This window comes from Deinococcus sp. NW-56 (assembly GCF_002953415.1).
GTDB lineage: Bacteria > Deinococcota > Deinococci > Deinococcales > Deinococcaceae > Deinococcus.
Window position 1 is genome coordinate 2,027,457 of record NZ_CP026516.1, and the last position, 15,667, is coordinate 2,043,123.

The 15,667-nt window shown below is 69.4% G+C and carries 12 protein-coding genes; 9 read left to right on the forward strand and 3 right to left on the reverse strand.

The window, feature by feature from the left end:
• The first annotated feature begins 15 nt into the window (after positions 1-15).
• Positions 16-1,200 (forward strand): acetyl-CoA C-acetyltransferase, encoded by a 1,185-nt coding sequence (locus tag C3K08_RS10265; RefSeq protein ID WP_104991219.1) that lies wholly within the window; start codon positions 16-18, stop codon positions 1,198-1,200.
• 67 nt (positions 1,201-1,267) lie between these two features.
• Here C3K08_RS10265 and C3K08_RS10270 read toward each other — a convergent pair whose 3' ends face one another.
• Entirely contained in the window at positions 1,268-2,071 is an 804-nt protein-coding gene (locus tag C3K08_RS10270) for a hypothetical protein (RefSeq protein ID WP_158679907.1), read from the reverse strand.
• 94 nt (positions 2,072-2,165) lie between these two features.
• Here C3K08_RS10270 and C3K08_RS10275 point away from each other — a divergent pair, with 94 nt between their 5' ends.
• The gene (locus C3K08_RS10275; RefSeq protein WP_104991221.1) at positions 2,166-2,834 is read left to right on the forward strand and encodes an ankyrin repeat domain-containing protein; all 669 of its coding nucleotides are present in this window, start codon (positions 2,166-2,168) and stop codon (positions 2,832-2,834) included.
• Between the two features lie 70 nt (positions 2,835-2,904).
• Complete coding sequence (locus C3K08_RS10280; RefSeq protein WP_104991222.1) at positions 2,905-3,462, forward strand: hypothetical protein; 558 nt, start codon at positions 2,905-2,907, stop codon at positions 3,460-3,462.
• 59 nt (positions 3,463-3,521) lie between these two features.
• Here C3K08_RS10280 and aceF read toward each other — a convergent pair whose 3' ends face one another.
• Together aceF and aceE are read right to left on the reverse strand one after the other, a co-directional pair.
• On the reverse strand, positions 3,522-5,417 hold the full coding sequence (gene aceF, locus C3K08_RS10285; protein ID WP_199776916.1) for a dihydrolipoyllysine-residue acetyltransferase: 1,896 nt from the start codon (positions 5,415-5,417) through the stop codon (positions 3,522-3,524).
• Between the two features lie 92 nt (positions 5,418-5,509).
• The gene (gene aceE / locus C3K08_RS10290; RefSeq protein WP_104991224.1) at positions 5,510-8,239 is read right to left on the reverse strand and encodes a pyruvate dehydrogenase (acetyl-transferring), homodimeric type; all 2,730 of its coding nucleotides are present in this window, start codon (positions 8,237-8,239) and stop codon (positions 5,510-5,512) included.
• A gap of 94 nt (positions 8,240-8,333) precedes the next feature.
• Here aceE and C3K08_RS10295 point away from each other — a divergent pair, with 94 nt between their 5' ends.
• The 6 genes from C3K08_RS10295 (at position 8,334) to uvrB (ending at position 15,666) form a co-directional block, all read left to right on the forward strand.
• Entirely contained in the window at positions 8,334-9,233 is a 900-nt protein-coding gene (locus C3K08_RS10295) for a LysR family transcriptional regulator (RefSeq protein ID WP_104991225.1), read from the forward strand.
• Between the two features lie 142 nt (positions 9,234-9,375).
• Positions 9,376-10,194 carry a DUF5694 domain-containing protein gene (locus C3K08_RS10300; RefSeq protein ID WP_104991226.1) on the forward strand — a complete coding sequence of 273 codons (819 nt, stop codon included), beginning with the start codon at positions 9,376-9,378 and terminating at the stop codon, positions 10,192-10,194.
• A 59-nt stretch (positions 10,195-10,253) separates the two neighbouring features.
• Positions 10,254-10,730, forward strand: a complete 477-nt coding sequence (locus tag C3K08_RS10305) for an NUDIX hydrolase (protein WP_199776917.1) — start codon at positions 10,254-10,256, stop codon at positions 10,728-10,730.
• Complete coding sequence (locus tag C3K08_RS10310; protein WP_104991228.1) at positions 10,727-11,473, forward strand: class I SAM-dependent methyltransferase; 747 nt, start codon at positions 10,727-10,729, stop codon at positions 11,471-11,473. Before C3K08_RS10305 ends, C3K08_RS10310 begins: the two co-directional genes overlap by 4 nt.
• Positions 11,470-11,961 (forward strand): DNA topology modulation protein FlaR, encoded by a 492-nt coding sequence (locus tag C3K08_RS10315; protein ID WP_104991229.1) that lies wholly within the window; start codon positions 11,470-11,472, stop codon positions 11,959-11,961. Before C3K08_RS10310 ends, C3K08_RS10315 begins: the two co-directional genes overlap by 4 nt.
• Before the next feature lie 117 nt (positions 11,962-12,078).
• The gene (uvrB, locus tag C3K08_RS18905) at positions 12,079-15,666 is read left to right on the forward strand and encodes an excinuclease ABC subunit UvrB (RefSeq protein ID WP_369848237.1); all 3,588 of its coding nucleotides are present in this window, start codon (positions 12,079-12,081) and stop codon (positions 15,664-15,666) included.
• Position 15,667: the final 1 nt, after the last annotated feature.

Here is a 15,667-nt window from a genome sequence, read left to right on the forward strand (position 1 = left end):
CGTTAGATTGCCCGCATGAGCAAGGCAGACACTCTGGTCATCACGGCGGCGCGGCGCACGCCCATCGGCAGCTTTCTGGGCACCCTCGCGGACGTGTCGGCGGTGGACCTCGGCGTGACGGCGACGCGGGCGATTCTGGAGGGCGTGAACCCGGACGAGGTCGCGGACGTGATCGTCGGCAACGTGCTGCAGGCCGGACAGGGCATGAACGTGGCGCGGCAGCTCGCCATCAAATCGGGGCTGCCCCACCACGTGCCGGGGCAGACGGTCAACCGGGTCTGCGGCTCGGGCCTGCAGGCGGTCGTGAGCGCCGTGCAGGGCCTGAAGTCTGGGGACGGCCAGCTTTACCTCGCGGGCGGCACCGAGAGCATGAGCGGGGCGCCCTTCCTGCTCCCCCGCGCCCGGCAGGGCTACCGCCTGGGGCACGTGCAGGCGCTCGACTCCATCCTGTCGGACGGCCTGACCGACGTGTTCCACGACGTGCACATGGGCATCACGGCAGAGAACATCGCCGAGGACTGGAACCTCTCGCGTGAGGAGCAGGACGCCTTCGCGGTGGAAAGCCAGCGCCGGGCCGCCGCAGCGATCGAGTCCGGGGCCTTCGTGGACGAGGTCGTGCCCGTGGAGGTGCCGGGCAAAAAGGGGCCGACCCTCTTCGAGAAAGACGAGTACGTGCGCCCCGGCACCACCGCCGAGACCCTTGCCAAGCTCAAGCCCGCCTTCAAGAAAGGTGGCACCGTGACGGCGGGCAACGCCTCGGGCCTGAACGACGGCGCGGCGATGCTGGCCGTGACCACCGAGGGCTACGCGCGGGCGAACGGCCTGCCCGTCCTGGCCGAGATCGCGAGCTACGCGGCGATCGGCGTGGACCCCCGCATCATGGGGATTGGTCCGGCGAAGGCCGTGCCCGTTGCGCTGGAGCGGGCAGGCATGAGCGTGGGGGACGTGGACCTCTTCGAGCTGAACGAGGCCTTCGCCGCCCAGAGCCTCGCGGTGGTGCGCGACCTCGGCGTGGACCCCGCGCAGGTCAACGTGACGGGCGGGGCCATCGCGCTGGGGCACCCCATCGGGGCGTCGGGCGCCCGCGTCCTCGTGACGCTGATTCACGCGCTGCGCCGCTCGGGCAAGGAAACCGGGGTCGCCAGCCTGTGCATCGGCGGCGGCATGGGGATCGCGATGGTGGTGCGGGCGCGGGGTTGAACCCGTCACGCACGCGGGGCGGAGGCTGGCCGGAGGCGGCCCCTCCGCCCCGCGCTCTTGCGGCAGATTATTCGCCGGGACCGCCCAGGCGCAGCCGCAAGGCCAGCCCCGGCGCGGTCCGGCGCAGGTGTCCCAGCAGCACGGCGATCAGCAGCACCAGGGCCGACATCTCCAGCAATTCTTCCAGCGCGATCAACTGCACCATCGCGATCTGCGCCGCCCGGCTCAGGCCCGCTCCCCCCGCGTCGGCCTCGATCCGGGCCTCGAACAGTTCCAGCCCCAGCGCCCCCACCACGTACAGCCCGCCGACGAGCAGCAGGGTGCCCCGGAGCCCTGCGGGCAGGTGGCGCAGAAACCGCACCAGCAGCACCCCGACCCCCAGCACCAGCAGCCCGTAGGGAATCACCCAGGCGTAGTAGAGGAACCCACTCAGGCCGAACAGGTCACGAATGGGAGCGCCAAGCTTGTCGTGCAGGGCGAAATACTCGTCCAGCATCAGGAAAAAGGCCAGCGCCGCCAGCCCGGTCCAGGTGCGGGCGAAGGGGTCGCCCCGGCGCCGGGCCACCCGCCCGGTGAGCCACAGCAGCACCGTGGCCAGGAAAAACAGCAGGGCGTTGTAGGTGGACGGGATGTTGTACTCGCCGTAGAGGTTGGTACCCGCCGAAAATTCGGGGTGGTGAAACCCCGTCCACAGCAGTGGCCCGAGCTGTCCCAGCAGCCCGGCCGCGACCACCAGCACGACTCCCAGCGCGAGCGCGAAGATCAGGGGCCGTACTGACACCCGAACCTCGACGGACTCGTGGGTGGAGGCAGGCGGTTCAGCCTCCCGGCGGGAAGGGTTATGCGGGGCATGGTCCGGGCGACCAATCATGATTCTCCTTTGCGGGCAGTGCCTGTGCGTGACCCAGCAGACTTCGCAGTGCCCCCGAAGATACACCCGGCTCCCGGCCCTTACCCTGTCTCCCATGACCTCCGACGCCCCGACGGCCCTGTTTCAGGCGATTCACGCGAACAACGAGGACGGGGTCAGCCTCCTGATCGCGGCCGAGCCCGAGCTGCTGACCGCCCGCAGCCCCAGCGGCCTCTCCCCGGTCCTCTTCGCCGCGTACTACGTTCGCCCCCGAATCGTGCGCCTGCTGGTGGAGGCGGGAGCACCGCTGAGCGTCTACGAGGCGGCGGCGACCGGGGAAATGAGCGCCCTCAAGGCCCATCTGGATGCGGACTCGGAACTGGTGAATGGCCTCAGTCCCGACGGCTTCTCTCCGCTGGGGCTGGCCGCCTTTTTCGGGCACGAGGAGGCCGCCGCCGAACTGCTGAAACGCGGAGCCGACGTGAACCGACCCAGCGAGAACCCGATGCGGGTGCGGCCCCTGCACTCGGCCGCCGCCGGGAACCACACGGCCCTGGCCCGGCGGCTGATCGCGGCGGGGGCGGACGTGAACGCCCCGCAGGAGGACGCCTTCACGCCGCTGATGGCGGCGGCACAACATGGCAATGCCGAACTGGCCGAGGCGCTGCTCGCGGCGGGGGCCGACCCGGCGGCCCGCACGGCAGACGGACGGGACGCGGCGGACCTCGCCCGCGAGGAAGGGCACGCGGCGCTGGCCGAGCGGCTGACCCGGCTCGCCCCATGAGGCCCACCGCCCACGAGCCTCAAGGAAGCCGGAATTGCGGGCACCGGGCACCCGGCCCGACACTGGAACCATGACCGACCCCCGAGACGGCCGTCCCGACGAGGACCGCGAGCGCCAGACCCCGATGCCCGTGAACGAGCTGACGGGCCAGCCGGACCCGCGCACGGGCTTTCAGACCCACGACCCCAAGGACGTGCACCAGGACCTCTATACCTCGACCCCGGCGGAAGACCATGTCGCCAGCGCGGATCAGGGCAAGGGCAGCGGCGTTTCGCTCCCGCCGGTCGATCCCGGCGCCGTGACCCACCAGTTCGACCACCTCGCCACCCGTGACCCGGAGGCGATGGCCCACCAACTGGAGGCCCCCGAGTTCGCCGGAGCGCAGACGGTCGCGGGCGTCGGCGTGGACGGCACGCTGCTCGACCGCGTGATTCCGGCGGGCGTCGACGCGGGCGTCAGCGCCAGCGTGGTGACCAACGACGACCGGCTGGGCGGAGCCATTGACCCCAACCCCGGCTACGTGCCCCCCAGCCAGCAGACGGTGCCCCACCTCGGGGAGCAGCCCGGCGACCTGCCGACCGGGGCGCCCGCCGAACTGCGCGACGACGTGGAGGGCCGGGGCCGCTGAGCTGCCGCCAACTTTGAACCCCCGCCGAAGACTGGCGGGGGTTTTCTTCAGGACGCGGGTTACAGGCTGATCAGGAAGGGGTCTTCCAGCGCCTCACAGACGGACCGCAGGAAGCGGGCCGCGTCCGCGCCGTCGATCAGGCGGTGGTCGTAGGTCAGGCTGAGGGGCAGCATGTTGCGGGGCTCGAAGCTGCCCGTTTCCTTATTCCAGACCGGCTCCATGCCGCCGCGCGACACGCCCAGGATGGCCACCTCCGGGCTGTTCACGATGGGCGTGAAGCCCGTGCCCCCGATCCCGCCGAGGTTGGAAATGGTGAAGGTCGCTCCCTGCATCTCGTCGGGCTTGAGTTTGCGCTCGCGGGCCTTTTCCGCCAGCTCGCTCAGTTCCAGCACGATCTCGGTGATGCTCTTGCGGTCGGCGTCCTTGAGAACAGGTACGAGGAGGCCCTGGGGCGTGTCCACCGCCACGCCGAGGTTGACGTACTCCTTGTAGATGACCTGCTGATTGTCCAGGTCGAGCGACGCGCCGAACTTGGGGAACTTCCGCAGGGCATTCGCCACGACCTTCATCAGGATGTGGGTCATGGTGAGCTTGCCGCCTGCCTTCTCGACCCGCGCTCCGAACTGGCGGCGCGTCTCCTCCATGCGCGTCACGTCGGCCTTGTCGAAGTGGGTGACCATCGGGATGGTCGTCCACGAGGTCGTCATGGAGCGAATCGTCGCCTTGCGGATGCCGCTCATGTCCTCGCGGCGCACGCTGCCCCACTTCTCGAAGTTGGGGAGGGGCGCGGCCTGGACGGGCGCGGGAGCCTGAGCCGCCGGAGCCGGGGCCGGGGCCGGGGCTGGGGCCGGGGCCGCCGCAGGCTGGGCGCTGGGCGCTGGCCGCTGGCCGCCTCCCGCCGCCTGCCGCACGTCCTCCTCGCTGATGCGGCCCGCGATCCCGGTCCCGTGAACGGCCTGGATATCCACCCCGATCTCGCGGGCCAGGCGGCGCACGCTGGGCGCGGCGGGAACCACCGGGCGGCCGTCGTAGGTCTGGGTGTCGTAGGGACGCTGGGCGCCGGGAGCCTGGCTGGGGGCCGACTGGGTGGGCGTGCGCTCGCCGGGGGACGGCGTGTTCCCTGTGCTTCCGGCCTGTTCCTTCTGCGCCTCCTGCTGGGCCTGGGCGACCCGGTTGGCGGTGCCCCCCTGCGGCGCCGTGGCAGACGCGTCGGGTTCAGCGGCGGGAGCGGAAGCCGCCGGAGCCTGTCCGCCGCCCACCGTCAGGATCACGCCGCCCACCTTCACGGTGTCCCCGACCTTGACCCCCACGCTCTCGACCGTGCCGGACGCATTCGCGGGAACCTCGACCACAGCCTTGTCCGTCTCGATCTCGATGACCGGCTGGCCCTCGCTGATCTGGTCGCCGGGCTTGACCAGCACCGTCACCACGGTCCCCTGTTCGATGTTGTCGCCCACGTCGGGAAGGGTGACCTGAGCGCCCGCCGACGCTCCACCGCTGGCCGCTGGCTGCTGGCTGCTGACTGCTGAAGGCTGGCTGCCCCCACCCGTCCCTGCCTGCTCCTTCTGCGACTCGATCTGCGCCTGCGCGACCCGGTTGGCCGTGCCAGGGTCGTTCGCCACCGTCGGTGCGTCCGGCTCGGCGGAGGGGGTCCCCGGCGCGGGGGTCTGTCCGGCATTCTGGTCGCCCGTACCGCCCTGGGCGGGGTCCGCCGGAGCGCCGCCCCCCAGCGTCAGGATCGTGCCGCCCACCTTCACGGTGTCACCCACGTTCACGCCCACGCTCTCGACGGTGCCACCTGCCGTGGCGGGGACTTCCACCACGGCCTTGTCCGTCTCGATCTCGATGATGGGCTGGCCCTCGCTCACGGTGTCGCCGGGCTTCACCAGCACCGTCACCACGGTCCCCTGTTCGATGTTGTCGCCCACGTCGGGCAATTTGAGTTCTGTCGCCATGTTGGCACGCTCCTTGCTTGAGAGGGCCATCAGCTCTCCGCGATCAGCCATCAGCATAGGCGGCTGATCGCGGAAGGCTGATGGCTGACGGCTTAACGCAGGACGGGAGCTTCGCGTTCCGGATCGATGCCGAGGTCCGCGATGGCCTTCGCCACCACGTCACCCTTCACCTTGCCGTCGCGTTGCAGGGCGTACAGGGTCGCCAGCACCACATGCTTGGCGTCCACTTCGAAGAAGTCGCGCAGTTCCTCGCGGGCCTCCGAGCGGCCGAAGCCGTCGGTGCCCAGCGTCCAGACCTTGCGGTCGAGGTGCCCGTTCAGGCCGTCGGCGCCCAGCTTCACGTAGTCGCTCACCGAGACGATCACGCCGGGCGCGTTCTCCTTGCTGAGCTGCGAGGCGACGTAGCTGACGCGCGGTTCTTCCTGCGGGTGCAGCATGTTGTGGCGCTGGGTCAGCAGGGCGTCCTGATGGAGTTCCTTGTAGCTCGTGACCGACCACACGTCGGCGGCGATCCCGTAGCCCTCCAGCATCGAGACGGCCTCCAGCGCCGCGCCCATCGCGGGACCGCTGGCGAGAAGCTGGGCGCGGAGCTTGGCCTTGGTGTTCCCACTCTTCTGGAAGCGGTACATCCCCTTGAGGATGCCGTCGTGGATTTCCTGGTGCGAGCGGCCGTCCCCCGGCATGGGCGGCTGCACCTCGTTCTCGTTGTCGATGGTGACGTAGTAGAACTCGTCGATGCCGTCCACGTACATCCGCTGGATGCCCGCCTCCACGATCACCGCGAGTTCGTAAGCGAAGGCCGGGTCGTACACCTTGAGGTTGGGCACGACGTAGGCCTGGAGCAGCGAGTTGCCGTCCTGGTGCTGGAGGCCTTCGCCCGCCAGGGTGGTGCGCCCGGCCGTCGCCCCGAACAGGAAGCCGCGTGCCCGCTGGTCGGCCGCCGCCCACACCAGGTCGCCGATGCGTTGCATCCCGAACATCGAATAGAAGACATAGAAGGGGATGGTGGGCACGCCGTGGTTCGCGTAGCTCGTCGCGGCGGCGATCCACGAGGCCATCGCGCCGTCTTCCGTGATCCCCTCTTCGAGCATCTGCCCGTCGGTGCTCTCCTTGTAGGCCATCAGCGAGCCGAAGTCGACCGGCTGGTAGGTCTGCCCGCGTGGGGAATAGATGCCGATGCGGGGCACCAGCGCGTCCATCCCGAAGGTGCGGGCCTCGTCGGGCACAATGGGCACGATGAGCTTGCCGATCTCCTTGTCGCGCAGCAGCTTGCTCAGAATCTGCACGGCGGCCATCGTGGTGCTGACCGCGCGGCCCTTGCTGCCTGCTGCGAACTCCTCGTAGAACTCGCCGGTCGGCACGGTGGGATGGGGGTACTCGACCCGGCGCTCGGGCACGAAACCGCCCAGGGCCTCGCGCCGCTCCAGCATGTACTTCACTTCCGGGGAATCGGGGCCGGGGTGGTAGAAGTCCAGATGCTCGACCTGCTCGTCGGTCAGGGGCAGTTCCAGCAGGTCACGCAGGGTCTTGAGAGACTCGAACTCCAGCTTCTTGACCTGGTGGGCCACGTTGCGGGCCTGCGCCGTCTCGCCGAGGCCGTAGCCCTTCACCGTGCGGGCGATGATGACGGTCGGGCTACCCTCATGCCGCACGGCGCGGTCGTAGGCGGCGTAAATCTTGTGGATGTCGTGCCCGCCCCGGTTGAGCAGTTCGAGATCGGCGTCGGTCCAGCCCTCGATCAGGGCCTGAAGCTCGGGCGTGTTGAAGAACTTCTCGCGCAGCTCCTTGCCGCCGAAGGCCGCGTAGCGCTGCGACTCGCCGTCCACCAGCGCCTCGAAGCGCTTGACGATGGCCCCGTTGTAGTCCTTCGCCAGCAGCTCGTCCCACTTGGAGTCCCAGACGACCTTGATGACGTTCCAGCCCGCGCCCCGGAAGAGGGCCTCGAACTCCTGAATCACCCTGGAGTTGGCCCGCACCGGCCCGTCGAGGCGCTGGAGGTTGGCGTTGAGGACAAAGACGATGTTGTCGAGGTTCTCGTAGGCGGCGAACCGGAGCGCCCCCACCGACTGCGGCTCGTCCATCTCGCCGTCGCCCAGGAAGGCCCAGACCTTGGCGTTGCCCCTGGGTTTGAGGCCCCGGTTTTCGAGGTACTTGATATAGCGGGCCTGATAGATCGCCTGAATGGGACCGAGGCCCATGCTGACGGTCGGGAATTCCCAGTAGTCGGGCATCAGCCAGGGGTGCGGGTAGGAGGAGAGGCCGGGGCCGTCCGGGCTGAGTTCGCGCCGGAAGTTGTTCAGGCGGGCCTCGTCGAAGCGGCCCTCCAGATAGGAGCGGGCGTAGATGCCGGGGCTGCCGTGCCCCTGGAAGAAGATCAGGTCGCGGTCCGGCCCGGCCCCGTGTCCCCGGAAGAAGTGGTTGAAGCCGACTTCCAGCAGCTCGGCCGACGAGGCGTAGGTCGAGAGGTGCCCGCCGATGCCGTCACTCTTCTTGTTGGCCTTGACGACCATCGCCACGGCGTTCCAGCGGATCGCGTTGCGAATCTTGCGCTCCAGCTCGGCGTCGCCGGGGTACTCGGGCTGCGCTTCGGCGTCAATGGTGTTGATGTAGGGCGTGTTCTGCTTGAACTGGATGGGCGCCCCGTGGAAATAGGCGTAGTGGTCGAGGTCTTCGAGCAGTTGCGCGGCCCGGTCGTCGCCCGCGTCGGCGAAGACGTAGGCGAGCGAGTCGAGCCACTCCTGCTTCTCGACCTCGTTGAGCTGCTCGCGCTGCTGCGGCGGGAGGTTCGCACGCGGGGCACGGTTCGGCGGCGATTTTGTCATGCCGCCAGTCTAGGCCCCCCGATTGCCCGCTTCCAACAGGGCAAAGTGCAGGGACTGACCACCCGCAGTGGTCGGTGTGGCAGGCTGGGAGGCGATGGAACTCCGGCACCTCCGCCACTTCGTCGCCCTCGCGGAAGAGGGGCATTTCGGCCGCGCCGCCGAGCGGGTCTTCGTGGTGCAGCAGGCCTTGTCGAACTCCATCAAGAACCTGGAAGACGAGGTGGGGGTGCCGCTCGTGCGCCGGACCACCCGCCGGGTCCAGCTCACGCCCGCCGGGGAGGAGTTTCTGGTGGGTGCCCGCCAGACCCTCTCGCTCGCGGCGCAGACGGTGGAGGGGGCGCGGCGGGCGGCGCGGGGCGAGGTCGGGCGGCTGACGCTGGGGTTCGTGAGCGGGCTGGCGTTCGGAGGCCTGCCGGAGATCGTGCGGGTCTTCCGCGAGCGCTTTCCGGAGGTCAGCGTGGACCTGCGCGAACTCACCGCCCAGGAGCAGGAGGCGGGGCTACGCGGCGGCACGGTCGACCTGGGGCTGATGCTGCTGCCCGTGCGCGACCCCTCGCTCTCCTCGCGCCCGCTGTGGAGGCAGCCGCTGGTCGCCGCACTCCCCGCCGGGCACCCGCTCGCGGCGCGGGCCGAGCTGGAGATCGGGGACCTCGCGGGCGAGCCGTTCGTCTTCTTTCCCCGGCACCTGCGGGCCACCTACTTCGATCAGGTCATGCGTTGGACCTCCGGGGCCGGGTACACGCCCAACGTGGTGCAGGAGGCCATCGAGATTCCCACCCTGCTCTCGCTGGTGGCGGCGGGGGTGGGGGTCTTCCTGCCCATCCGCTTTTTCGAGCGATTGTCGCTGCCCGGCGTGGTCTACCGCCCCCTGCAGGACCCGCCCGTCGTGGAGATCGTGGCGGTGTGGCGCGGCGGGGGGGAAGTCAGCCCGGTGGTGGGGAGTTTTCTGGAGGTGGCCGCAGATGTGCTCGGTCGCGGGCAGGTGAGCCCGTAACCTGACCCATGTCCCTCTCCCTCGCCGAGCGGCCCACCGAGGTCCTGATCCTGGGCAGCGCCCACCTGACCACGTTGACGCCCGGCTCGGCGGCTCGGCGCTGCGGCGCACGCTGGAGCGGCTGGAAGGGTGGAGGCCGGACATGGTGGGGGTTGAGTTGCTGCCGGGCGAACTCGTGGACCTATACCGGCAGGAGGGAATTGCACCAGCAGACTTGGCCGTCGGCGGCTATCCCCAGGCCCTGCATCTGGAGACACTGGCTCGTGCTCATCGCCCCTGGAGCCGGGCAGAGGCCGTGCAGATCGCCCACGACCCAGGGACCGGGGCGGGCGACCGTGTACTGGCGTGGCTGCTGGCGCTGGAACCGGCCAACGCCCTGCTCCACCTGTCCCCTGCCCTGAGGCTGCCGGAAGAACTGGCGGAAGTGCTGGAGGCTTTTGGTCGGGGTGGTGAGGTGCGGCGGCTGGCCCTGCCGCTGGCGTGGGCGCTGGGGCATTCACACATCGCGCATCTTGACGATCACACTGGGTTGGAGATCTACACGGAGAACGAGGCCGAACTGGAGCGACTGTGGAATGACCCGACCTTCCGGCAAACGGTCCAGCAGCATCCCAGTCTCACCGAAAGCCAGCAGGCGATGCAGGAAGCTGCCGCTGCCGACGACTACTGGCATTACCTGCGGCACGCCAACGGCCCAGCAGCCGTCGCCTCCAATGCCGACTTAGAGACGGGCACTTACCTGCGCTCGGAGTGGTCCGGTCAGGCCCACCGCGCCCGCGTCGCCCAGTGGGACACCCGCAACCTGTTCATGGCGGCCCGCGTGCGGCGGGCTTCGGCATGCGTTCTAGGGGGCAAGCTCCTCGTGATCGTGGGGGCGTCGCACAAGGGACCCATCGAACAGGCTCTGGTCGCCCTGGCCCCCGACCTGCGCCTGGTCGCCCTGGAGGAACTGGAAGTCTGATCCCTTCCCCCGCCATGTGGCCGATGCTCCCGCGTCCGCTCTCACCCCACACTGGCGCGGTGACTGACCTCAGACTGCCGCTTCCCGGTGGGGGCCTGCTGGCCCTGCGCGTGGCCCTGCTCTGCCTGGACGGTGGGCGGCTGCTCACCTGCTGGGACCACCGGTATCCAGACTTCCTGGCCCTTCCCGGCGGCGCGGTGCAGGCCGGGGAGAGCAGTGAGGCCGCCGCCCACCGCGAGTGGCACGAGGAAACCGGCCTGAGCGCGGGCGAAGTGCAGTTGGCCGGGTTTGTCGAGAACTTCTTCGACTGGGAGGGCGCCCCCGCGCACGAGTTGGGCTTTTACTACCGGGTCTCGCCGTCCACTCTGCCCGTCGCTCCCTGCCCGGTGCGGGACAATCCCGACGTGGAACTGCGCTGGCTCCCGCTGGCCGAACTGGGCGAGCACACCGTCTATCCGCTGTGCCTGCCGGAGCTGCTGCGGGTGCCGCCAGGCAAAGTCCGGCATTTCGTGGTGGACGAGCGGAGCCGGGCATGACCGATAACCCCGAATACAACGACCCCCGCCTCGTGCCCCTCTACGACCTGCAAAACCGCTGGGGAGCCGACGACGACTTCTTTCTGGCGCTGGCGAACGGGCGGCCGGGAAGCCGCATTCTCGACCTCGGCTGCGGCACGGGCCGCCTGACGGTGGCGCTGGCGCGGGCCGGGCACCGGGTCACGGGCATTGATCCCGCCCACGCCTCGCTGGATGTGGCGCAGGCCAAAGCAGGAGCGCAGGCTGTGCAGTGGATTCACGGCACGGCGGAGGATGCGCCGGGCAACGCTTTCGACCTCGCGCTGATGACCTCGCATGTCGCGCAGATTTTTGTGGAGGACGCGGCTTGGGCCGAAGTCCTGGGGCACCTTCACCGCGCCCTGGTGCCCGGCGGACGGCTGGCCTTCGATTCACGCGACCCGGCGGCGCGGGGCTGGGAGGTGTGGGATTCCGACGACGAACACGAGCATCTGACCCTGCCGGATGGTCAGGAACTGGACACCTGGACAAAGCTGGAGGGGGTGGCGGATGGCCGCGTGACGTTTACTGGCTACACGCAGTTTCCAGCCTCTGGGGAGACCGTCGTGGACCGCAGCACCCTGCGTTTCCGTACCGAGGCCGAACTGCGCCGGAGTCTAGTCGTGGCAGGCTTCGAGGTGGAGCGCATTTACGGCGGCTGGCACGCCGAGCGCGTGGGCGAAGGGTGCGGTGAACTGGTCGTGGTGGCGAGGAAACCCCGGTGAGGCGCGTCCTGATCGTCGGCAGCCCCGGCGCGGGCAAGAGCACCTTCGCCAAGCGGCTGGCGGAGCGCACGGGCCTCCCCCTCGCGCATCTGGACGACCTGTACTGGGACCCCGGCTGGAAGCAGGTGGACCGGGAGCTGTGGCTGTCGCGCCTCTCGGACGCGCTGGCGGGGGAGCGCTGGATTCTGGACGGGAACTTTTCGAGCACGCTGCTCCGGCGGGCGTACCGGGCAGACACCGTGTTCTTTCTCCGGCCGCCGCGCTGGCAGTGCCTCTGGCGGGCCTTCTGGCGCGAGCGGCTGGGGCGGTCTCCCCACGGCGGGCATCCGCCGAAGTGGCCCTCGCGGGCGCTGCTGCTGGACATCTGGCAGTTTTCCCCGCAGGCCGAGTGGCAACTGGCCCAACTGCGGACCGTGCCGGGACTGCGGCTCCTCGTGCTGCGGGGTGACCGGGAAATTGAGACGGAGCTGAATGGATGGGCAGGCTGAGCTCGGTCATCCTTCCCACACCCTGCTTACGTTGGTGACGTAAACTGATGGGATGCATTCGCGTGCCGGAACCCGGCGTTCGGCCCATACCTTGTCCCGCCCCACGGAGGTTTCCCGATGCTGAAGGTCAAATCCGAGTTCACGCCGTCCGGAGATCAGCCCACCGCCATCAAGTCGCTGGTGGACGGGCTGGAGTCGGGCCTGCGGTTCCAGACCCTGCTGGGCGCGACGGGTACCGGCAAGAGCGTGGCCTGGCACGAGCCCGTCACGGTGGAAGTGGCCGGAGAGGTCCGCCGCCTGCCCATCGGCGAACTCATTGACGGCGTGTTCGGCAGGCCCACCCAGGACGAGGAGTCGCTGGAATTGCCACCCGCTGATCCCATGCGGGTCCTCGCCTGGGATGCAGAGACGGGGCGGGTGGAGTGGCGCTCCGTGACAGCCCTGAGCCGCCACCGCACGCCGGAGACGTTGCACCGCCTGACCACCGCCTGCGGGCGAGACGTGACTGTGACCGCCGATCACAGCGTATGGGTGATGCGGGGCGGTCAGCTCCACCTGATCCACGGCGATCAGGTGCGGGAGGGCGACGCCCTGCCGGTGCCGCGCCAGGTGCCCGAGCCACGGGGCACGCTGGAAGCGCTGAACACCCTGGAGGTGCTGGACAACCTGGCCTTTCACGTCGCGGTGCCCTACCGGGCCGAGCAGGACGCCGAGTGGCAGTCGCTGCTACGGGAGCACTACCCGCGCGGGCAGGCGTCGGGCAAGCTGCACGCGCTGCGGCACGGCAAGAAGGGCGGCGGCCTTCACCTGGCCGGGGCACGGGCGGCGGCCCTGGGTGGGCTGGTGGCCCTGGCCGAGGCCCGCGTCTCGGCGCGGACCGTCTCGCTTCCGGCCCGGTTGGCCCTCACGCCTGCGCTGGCGCTCCTGTTCGGGCAATACGTGGCCGAGGGTCACGCCGCTGACCGCTTCGCCCTGATCTCGGCCCGTGATCCGGAGGTGCAGGCCCACCTCACGCGGGCGCTGGACGAACTGGGTGCCCGGCACTTCCGGCGGCAGGACGGCGACTTCGTGCTGGGGAACCGGGTCTGGCATGAGCTGCTCGCGCGGCTGATGGGCCGGAGCGCCCACACCAAGCACCTTCCGGAGAATTTCGCCGCGCTGCCGAATGCCTTTCTCGCCGCGTTGCTGCGGGCCTACTTCGAGGGCGACGGCGGGCTGGAGGGCGGAGCGGTCACGGCCGTCACGGCGAGCGGGCGGCTGGCCGGAGAACTGGCCGAGGTCCTGCTGCGCTTCGGGGTCTGGGCACGGCTGCGCGAGGTCCAGAAGCGGCGGCCCGACGGGACGACCGGCACCTACCACAAGCTGACGATCTCCGGCGCGGAGAACTTGCGGGCCTTCGCCACCGAGGTCGGCTTCCTGAGCGGGCGCAAGCGGGAGGCGCTGGCCGCCGCACTGGAACGGGCCGGAGAGGGCAACACCAACGTGGACCTCGTACCCGGCGTCGGCCCCCGCCTCCTCGCGGAACGGGAGCGGGCGGGCCTGAGTCAGAGTGACGTAGCGGGACGGGCAGGCTGCACCCGCACGGCTGTCTCCGCCATCGAGCGCGGCGAACGGGCTCCGAGTGCTGACCTCTTCCGGCGGCTGTGCGCGGCCATCGGCATCCCCGACGCCGCCTTCACCGGACTCGCGGACGTGCATTGGTCGCCCATCACCCTGGCCGAGCAGGTCGCGCCCCCCACCCCCTACGTGTACGACTTCAGCGTGGACGGTTTCGAAACCTTCCTCACCGGGCGCGGGGGCCTCTTCGTCCACAACACCTACTCCATGGCGAAGGTCATCGAGGAGACGGGCCGTCCCGCCCTGATCATGGCGCCCAACAAGATCCTGACCGCGCAGCTCGCCTCCGAGTTCCGCGAGTTCTTCCCCGACGCGGCGGTCGAGTTCTTCATCTCCTACTACGACTACTACCAGCCCGAGGCTTACGTGCCGGGCAAGGACCTCTTTATCGAGAAGGACGCCGCCATCAATCAGGAGATCGAGCGGCTGCGGCACTCCACCACGCGGTCGCTGCTCACGCGGCGCGACACCATCGTGGTGGCGTCGGTGTCGTGCATCTACGGCCTGGGGGACCCCAAGGAGTACACGGCGCTCAACGCGGTGCTGAAAAAGGGCGGGCAGATGCCGCGCGACGAGCTGCTGGGGCGGCTGGTGAACATGCAGTACGAGCGCAACGACATCGAGATGATGCCGGGCCGCTTCCGCGCCAAGGGCGAGATGGTGGAAGTCTGGCCCGCCTACGACGAGCAGCCCCTGCGCATCGAGATGTGGGGCGACGACATTGAGCGCATCTCGGTGGTGCATCCCCTGACCGGGGACCGGCTGGCCGACCTCGATGCGACCGTGATCTACCCCGCCAAGCACTACGTTTCCTCGGCAGGCAACATCGAGCGGGCCATCGTGACCATTCAGGAAGAACTGGACGGGCGGCTCGAGTACTTCAAGTCGGTGGGCAAGCTGCTGGAGGCGCAGCGGCTCAAGGAGCGCACCCTCTACGACCTGGAGATGCTCAAGGTGCTGGGCTACTGCTCAGGCATCGAGAACTACTCGCGGCACATCGACGGCCGGGCACCGGGGGCCACCCCTTACACCATGCTGGACTACTTCCCGGACGACTTCGTGACCTTTATCGACGAGTCGCACGTCACCGTGCCGCAGATCGGCGGGATGGCGAACGGCGACCGGGCGCGGAAGCAGACGCTGGTGGACTACGGGTTCCGGCTGCCGTCCGCGATGGACAACCGCCCGCTGAACTTCGACGAGTTCCTGGAAAAGACCGGGCAGACCGTCTTCGTGTCGGCGACCCCCGGCCCCTTCGAGCGGCAGGTCAGCGACAGCGTGGCCGACCAGATCATCCGCCCGACCGGGCTGATCGACCCGCCCGTCACCGTGCGCCCGATTCAGGGCCAGATCGAAGACCTCCTGGGGCGAGTGCGCGAGCGGGCTGCCAAGGGCGAGCGCACGCTGGTCACGACGCTGACCAAGCGTATGGCGGAAGACCTCACCGAGTACCTGCTGGAAAAGGGCGTCCGCACGCGCTACATGCACTCGGACATCGACTCGGTAGAGCGGCAGGTCATTATCCGCGACCTCAGACTCGGGCACTACGACGTGCTGGTGGGCATCAACCTGCTGCGCGAGGGCCTGGACCTGCCGGAAGTCTCGCTGGTGGCGATTCTGGACGCCGACAAACCGGGCTTCCTGCGCTCGGAGCGGGCGCTGATTCAGACCATCGGCCGCGCGGCCCGCAACGTGAACGGCGAGGTGATCCTCTACGGCGACACGGTGACCCCCGCGATGGAGTACGCGATGGAGGAAACCCGCCGCCGCCGCGAGAAGCAGATGGCCTACAACGAGGAACACGGCATCACGCCGACCACCGTTCGCAAGGGCGTGCGCGACGTGATCCGGGGCGAGGAGACGCCCGACGAGGTCACGTCCGAGAATGTGGGCGACGACCGCGACGCGCTGGCCGCGCAGCTCACCGACCTCGAACTCGACATGTGGCAGGCGTCCGAGGACCTCGACTTTGAGCGGGCGGCGGGCCTGCGCGACCAGATTCGCGCGATTGAGGCCAAGTTACAGGGCAAGGAGTTCAAGCAGGCGACGGTGCCGGGGCAGAAGGTGCGGAGGAAGGGTCGGCGGTAAG

Excerpts from the sequence above, each read along its gene's own strand:
- C3K08_RS10265 (WP_104991219.1), top strand. The coding sequence starts at position 16 with ATGAGCAAGGCAGACACTCTGGTCATCACGGCGGCGCGGCGCACGCCC.
- C3K08_RS10270 (WP_158679907.1), bottom strand. The coding sequence starts at position 2,071 with ATGATTGGTCGCCCGGACCATGCCCCGCATAACCCTTCCCGCCGGGAG.
- C3K08_RS10275 (WP_104991221.1), top strand. The coding sequence starts at position 2,166 with ATGACCTCCGACGCCCCGACGGCCCTGTTTCAGGCGATTCACGCGAAC.
- C3K08_RS10280 (WP_104991222.1), top strand. The coding sequence starts at position 2,905 with ATGACCGACCCCCGAGACGGCCGTCCCGACGAGGACCGCGAGCGCCAG.
- aceF (WP_199776916.1), bottom strand. The coding sequence starts at position 5,417 with ATGGCGACAGAACTCAAATTGCCCGACGTGGGCGACAACATCGAACAG.
- aceE (WP_104991224.1), bottom strand. The coding sequence starts at position 8,239 with ATGACAAAATCGCCGCCGAACCGTGCCCCGCGTGCGAACCTCCCGCCG.
- C3K08_RS10295 (WP_104991225.1), top strand. The coding sequence starts at position 8,334 with ATGGAACTCCGGCACCTCCGCCACTTCGTCGCCCTCGCGGAAGAGGGG.
- C3K08_RS10300 (WP_104991226.1), top strand. The coding sequence starts at position 9,376 with ATGGTGGGGGTTGAGTTGCTGCCGGGCGAACTCGTGGACCTATACCGG.
- C3K08_RS10310 (WP_104991228.1), top strand. The coding sequence starts at position 10,727 with ATGACCGATAACCCCGAATACAACGACCCCCGCCTCGTGCCCCTCTAC.
- uvrB (WP_369848237.1), top strand. The coding sequence starts at position 12,079 with ATGCTGAAGGTCAAATCCGAGTTCACGCCGTCCGGAGATCAGCCCACC.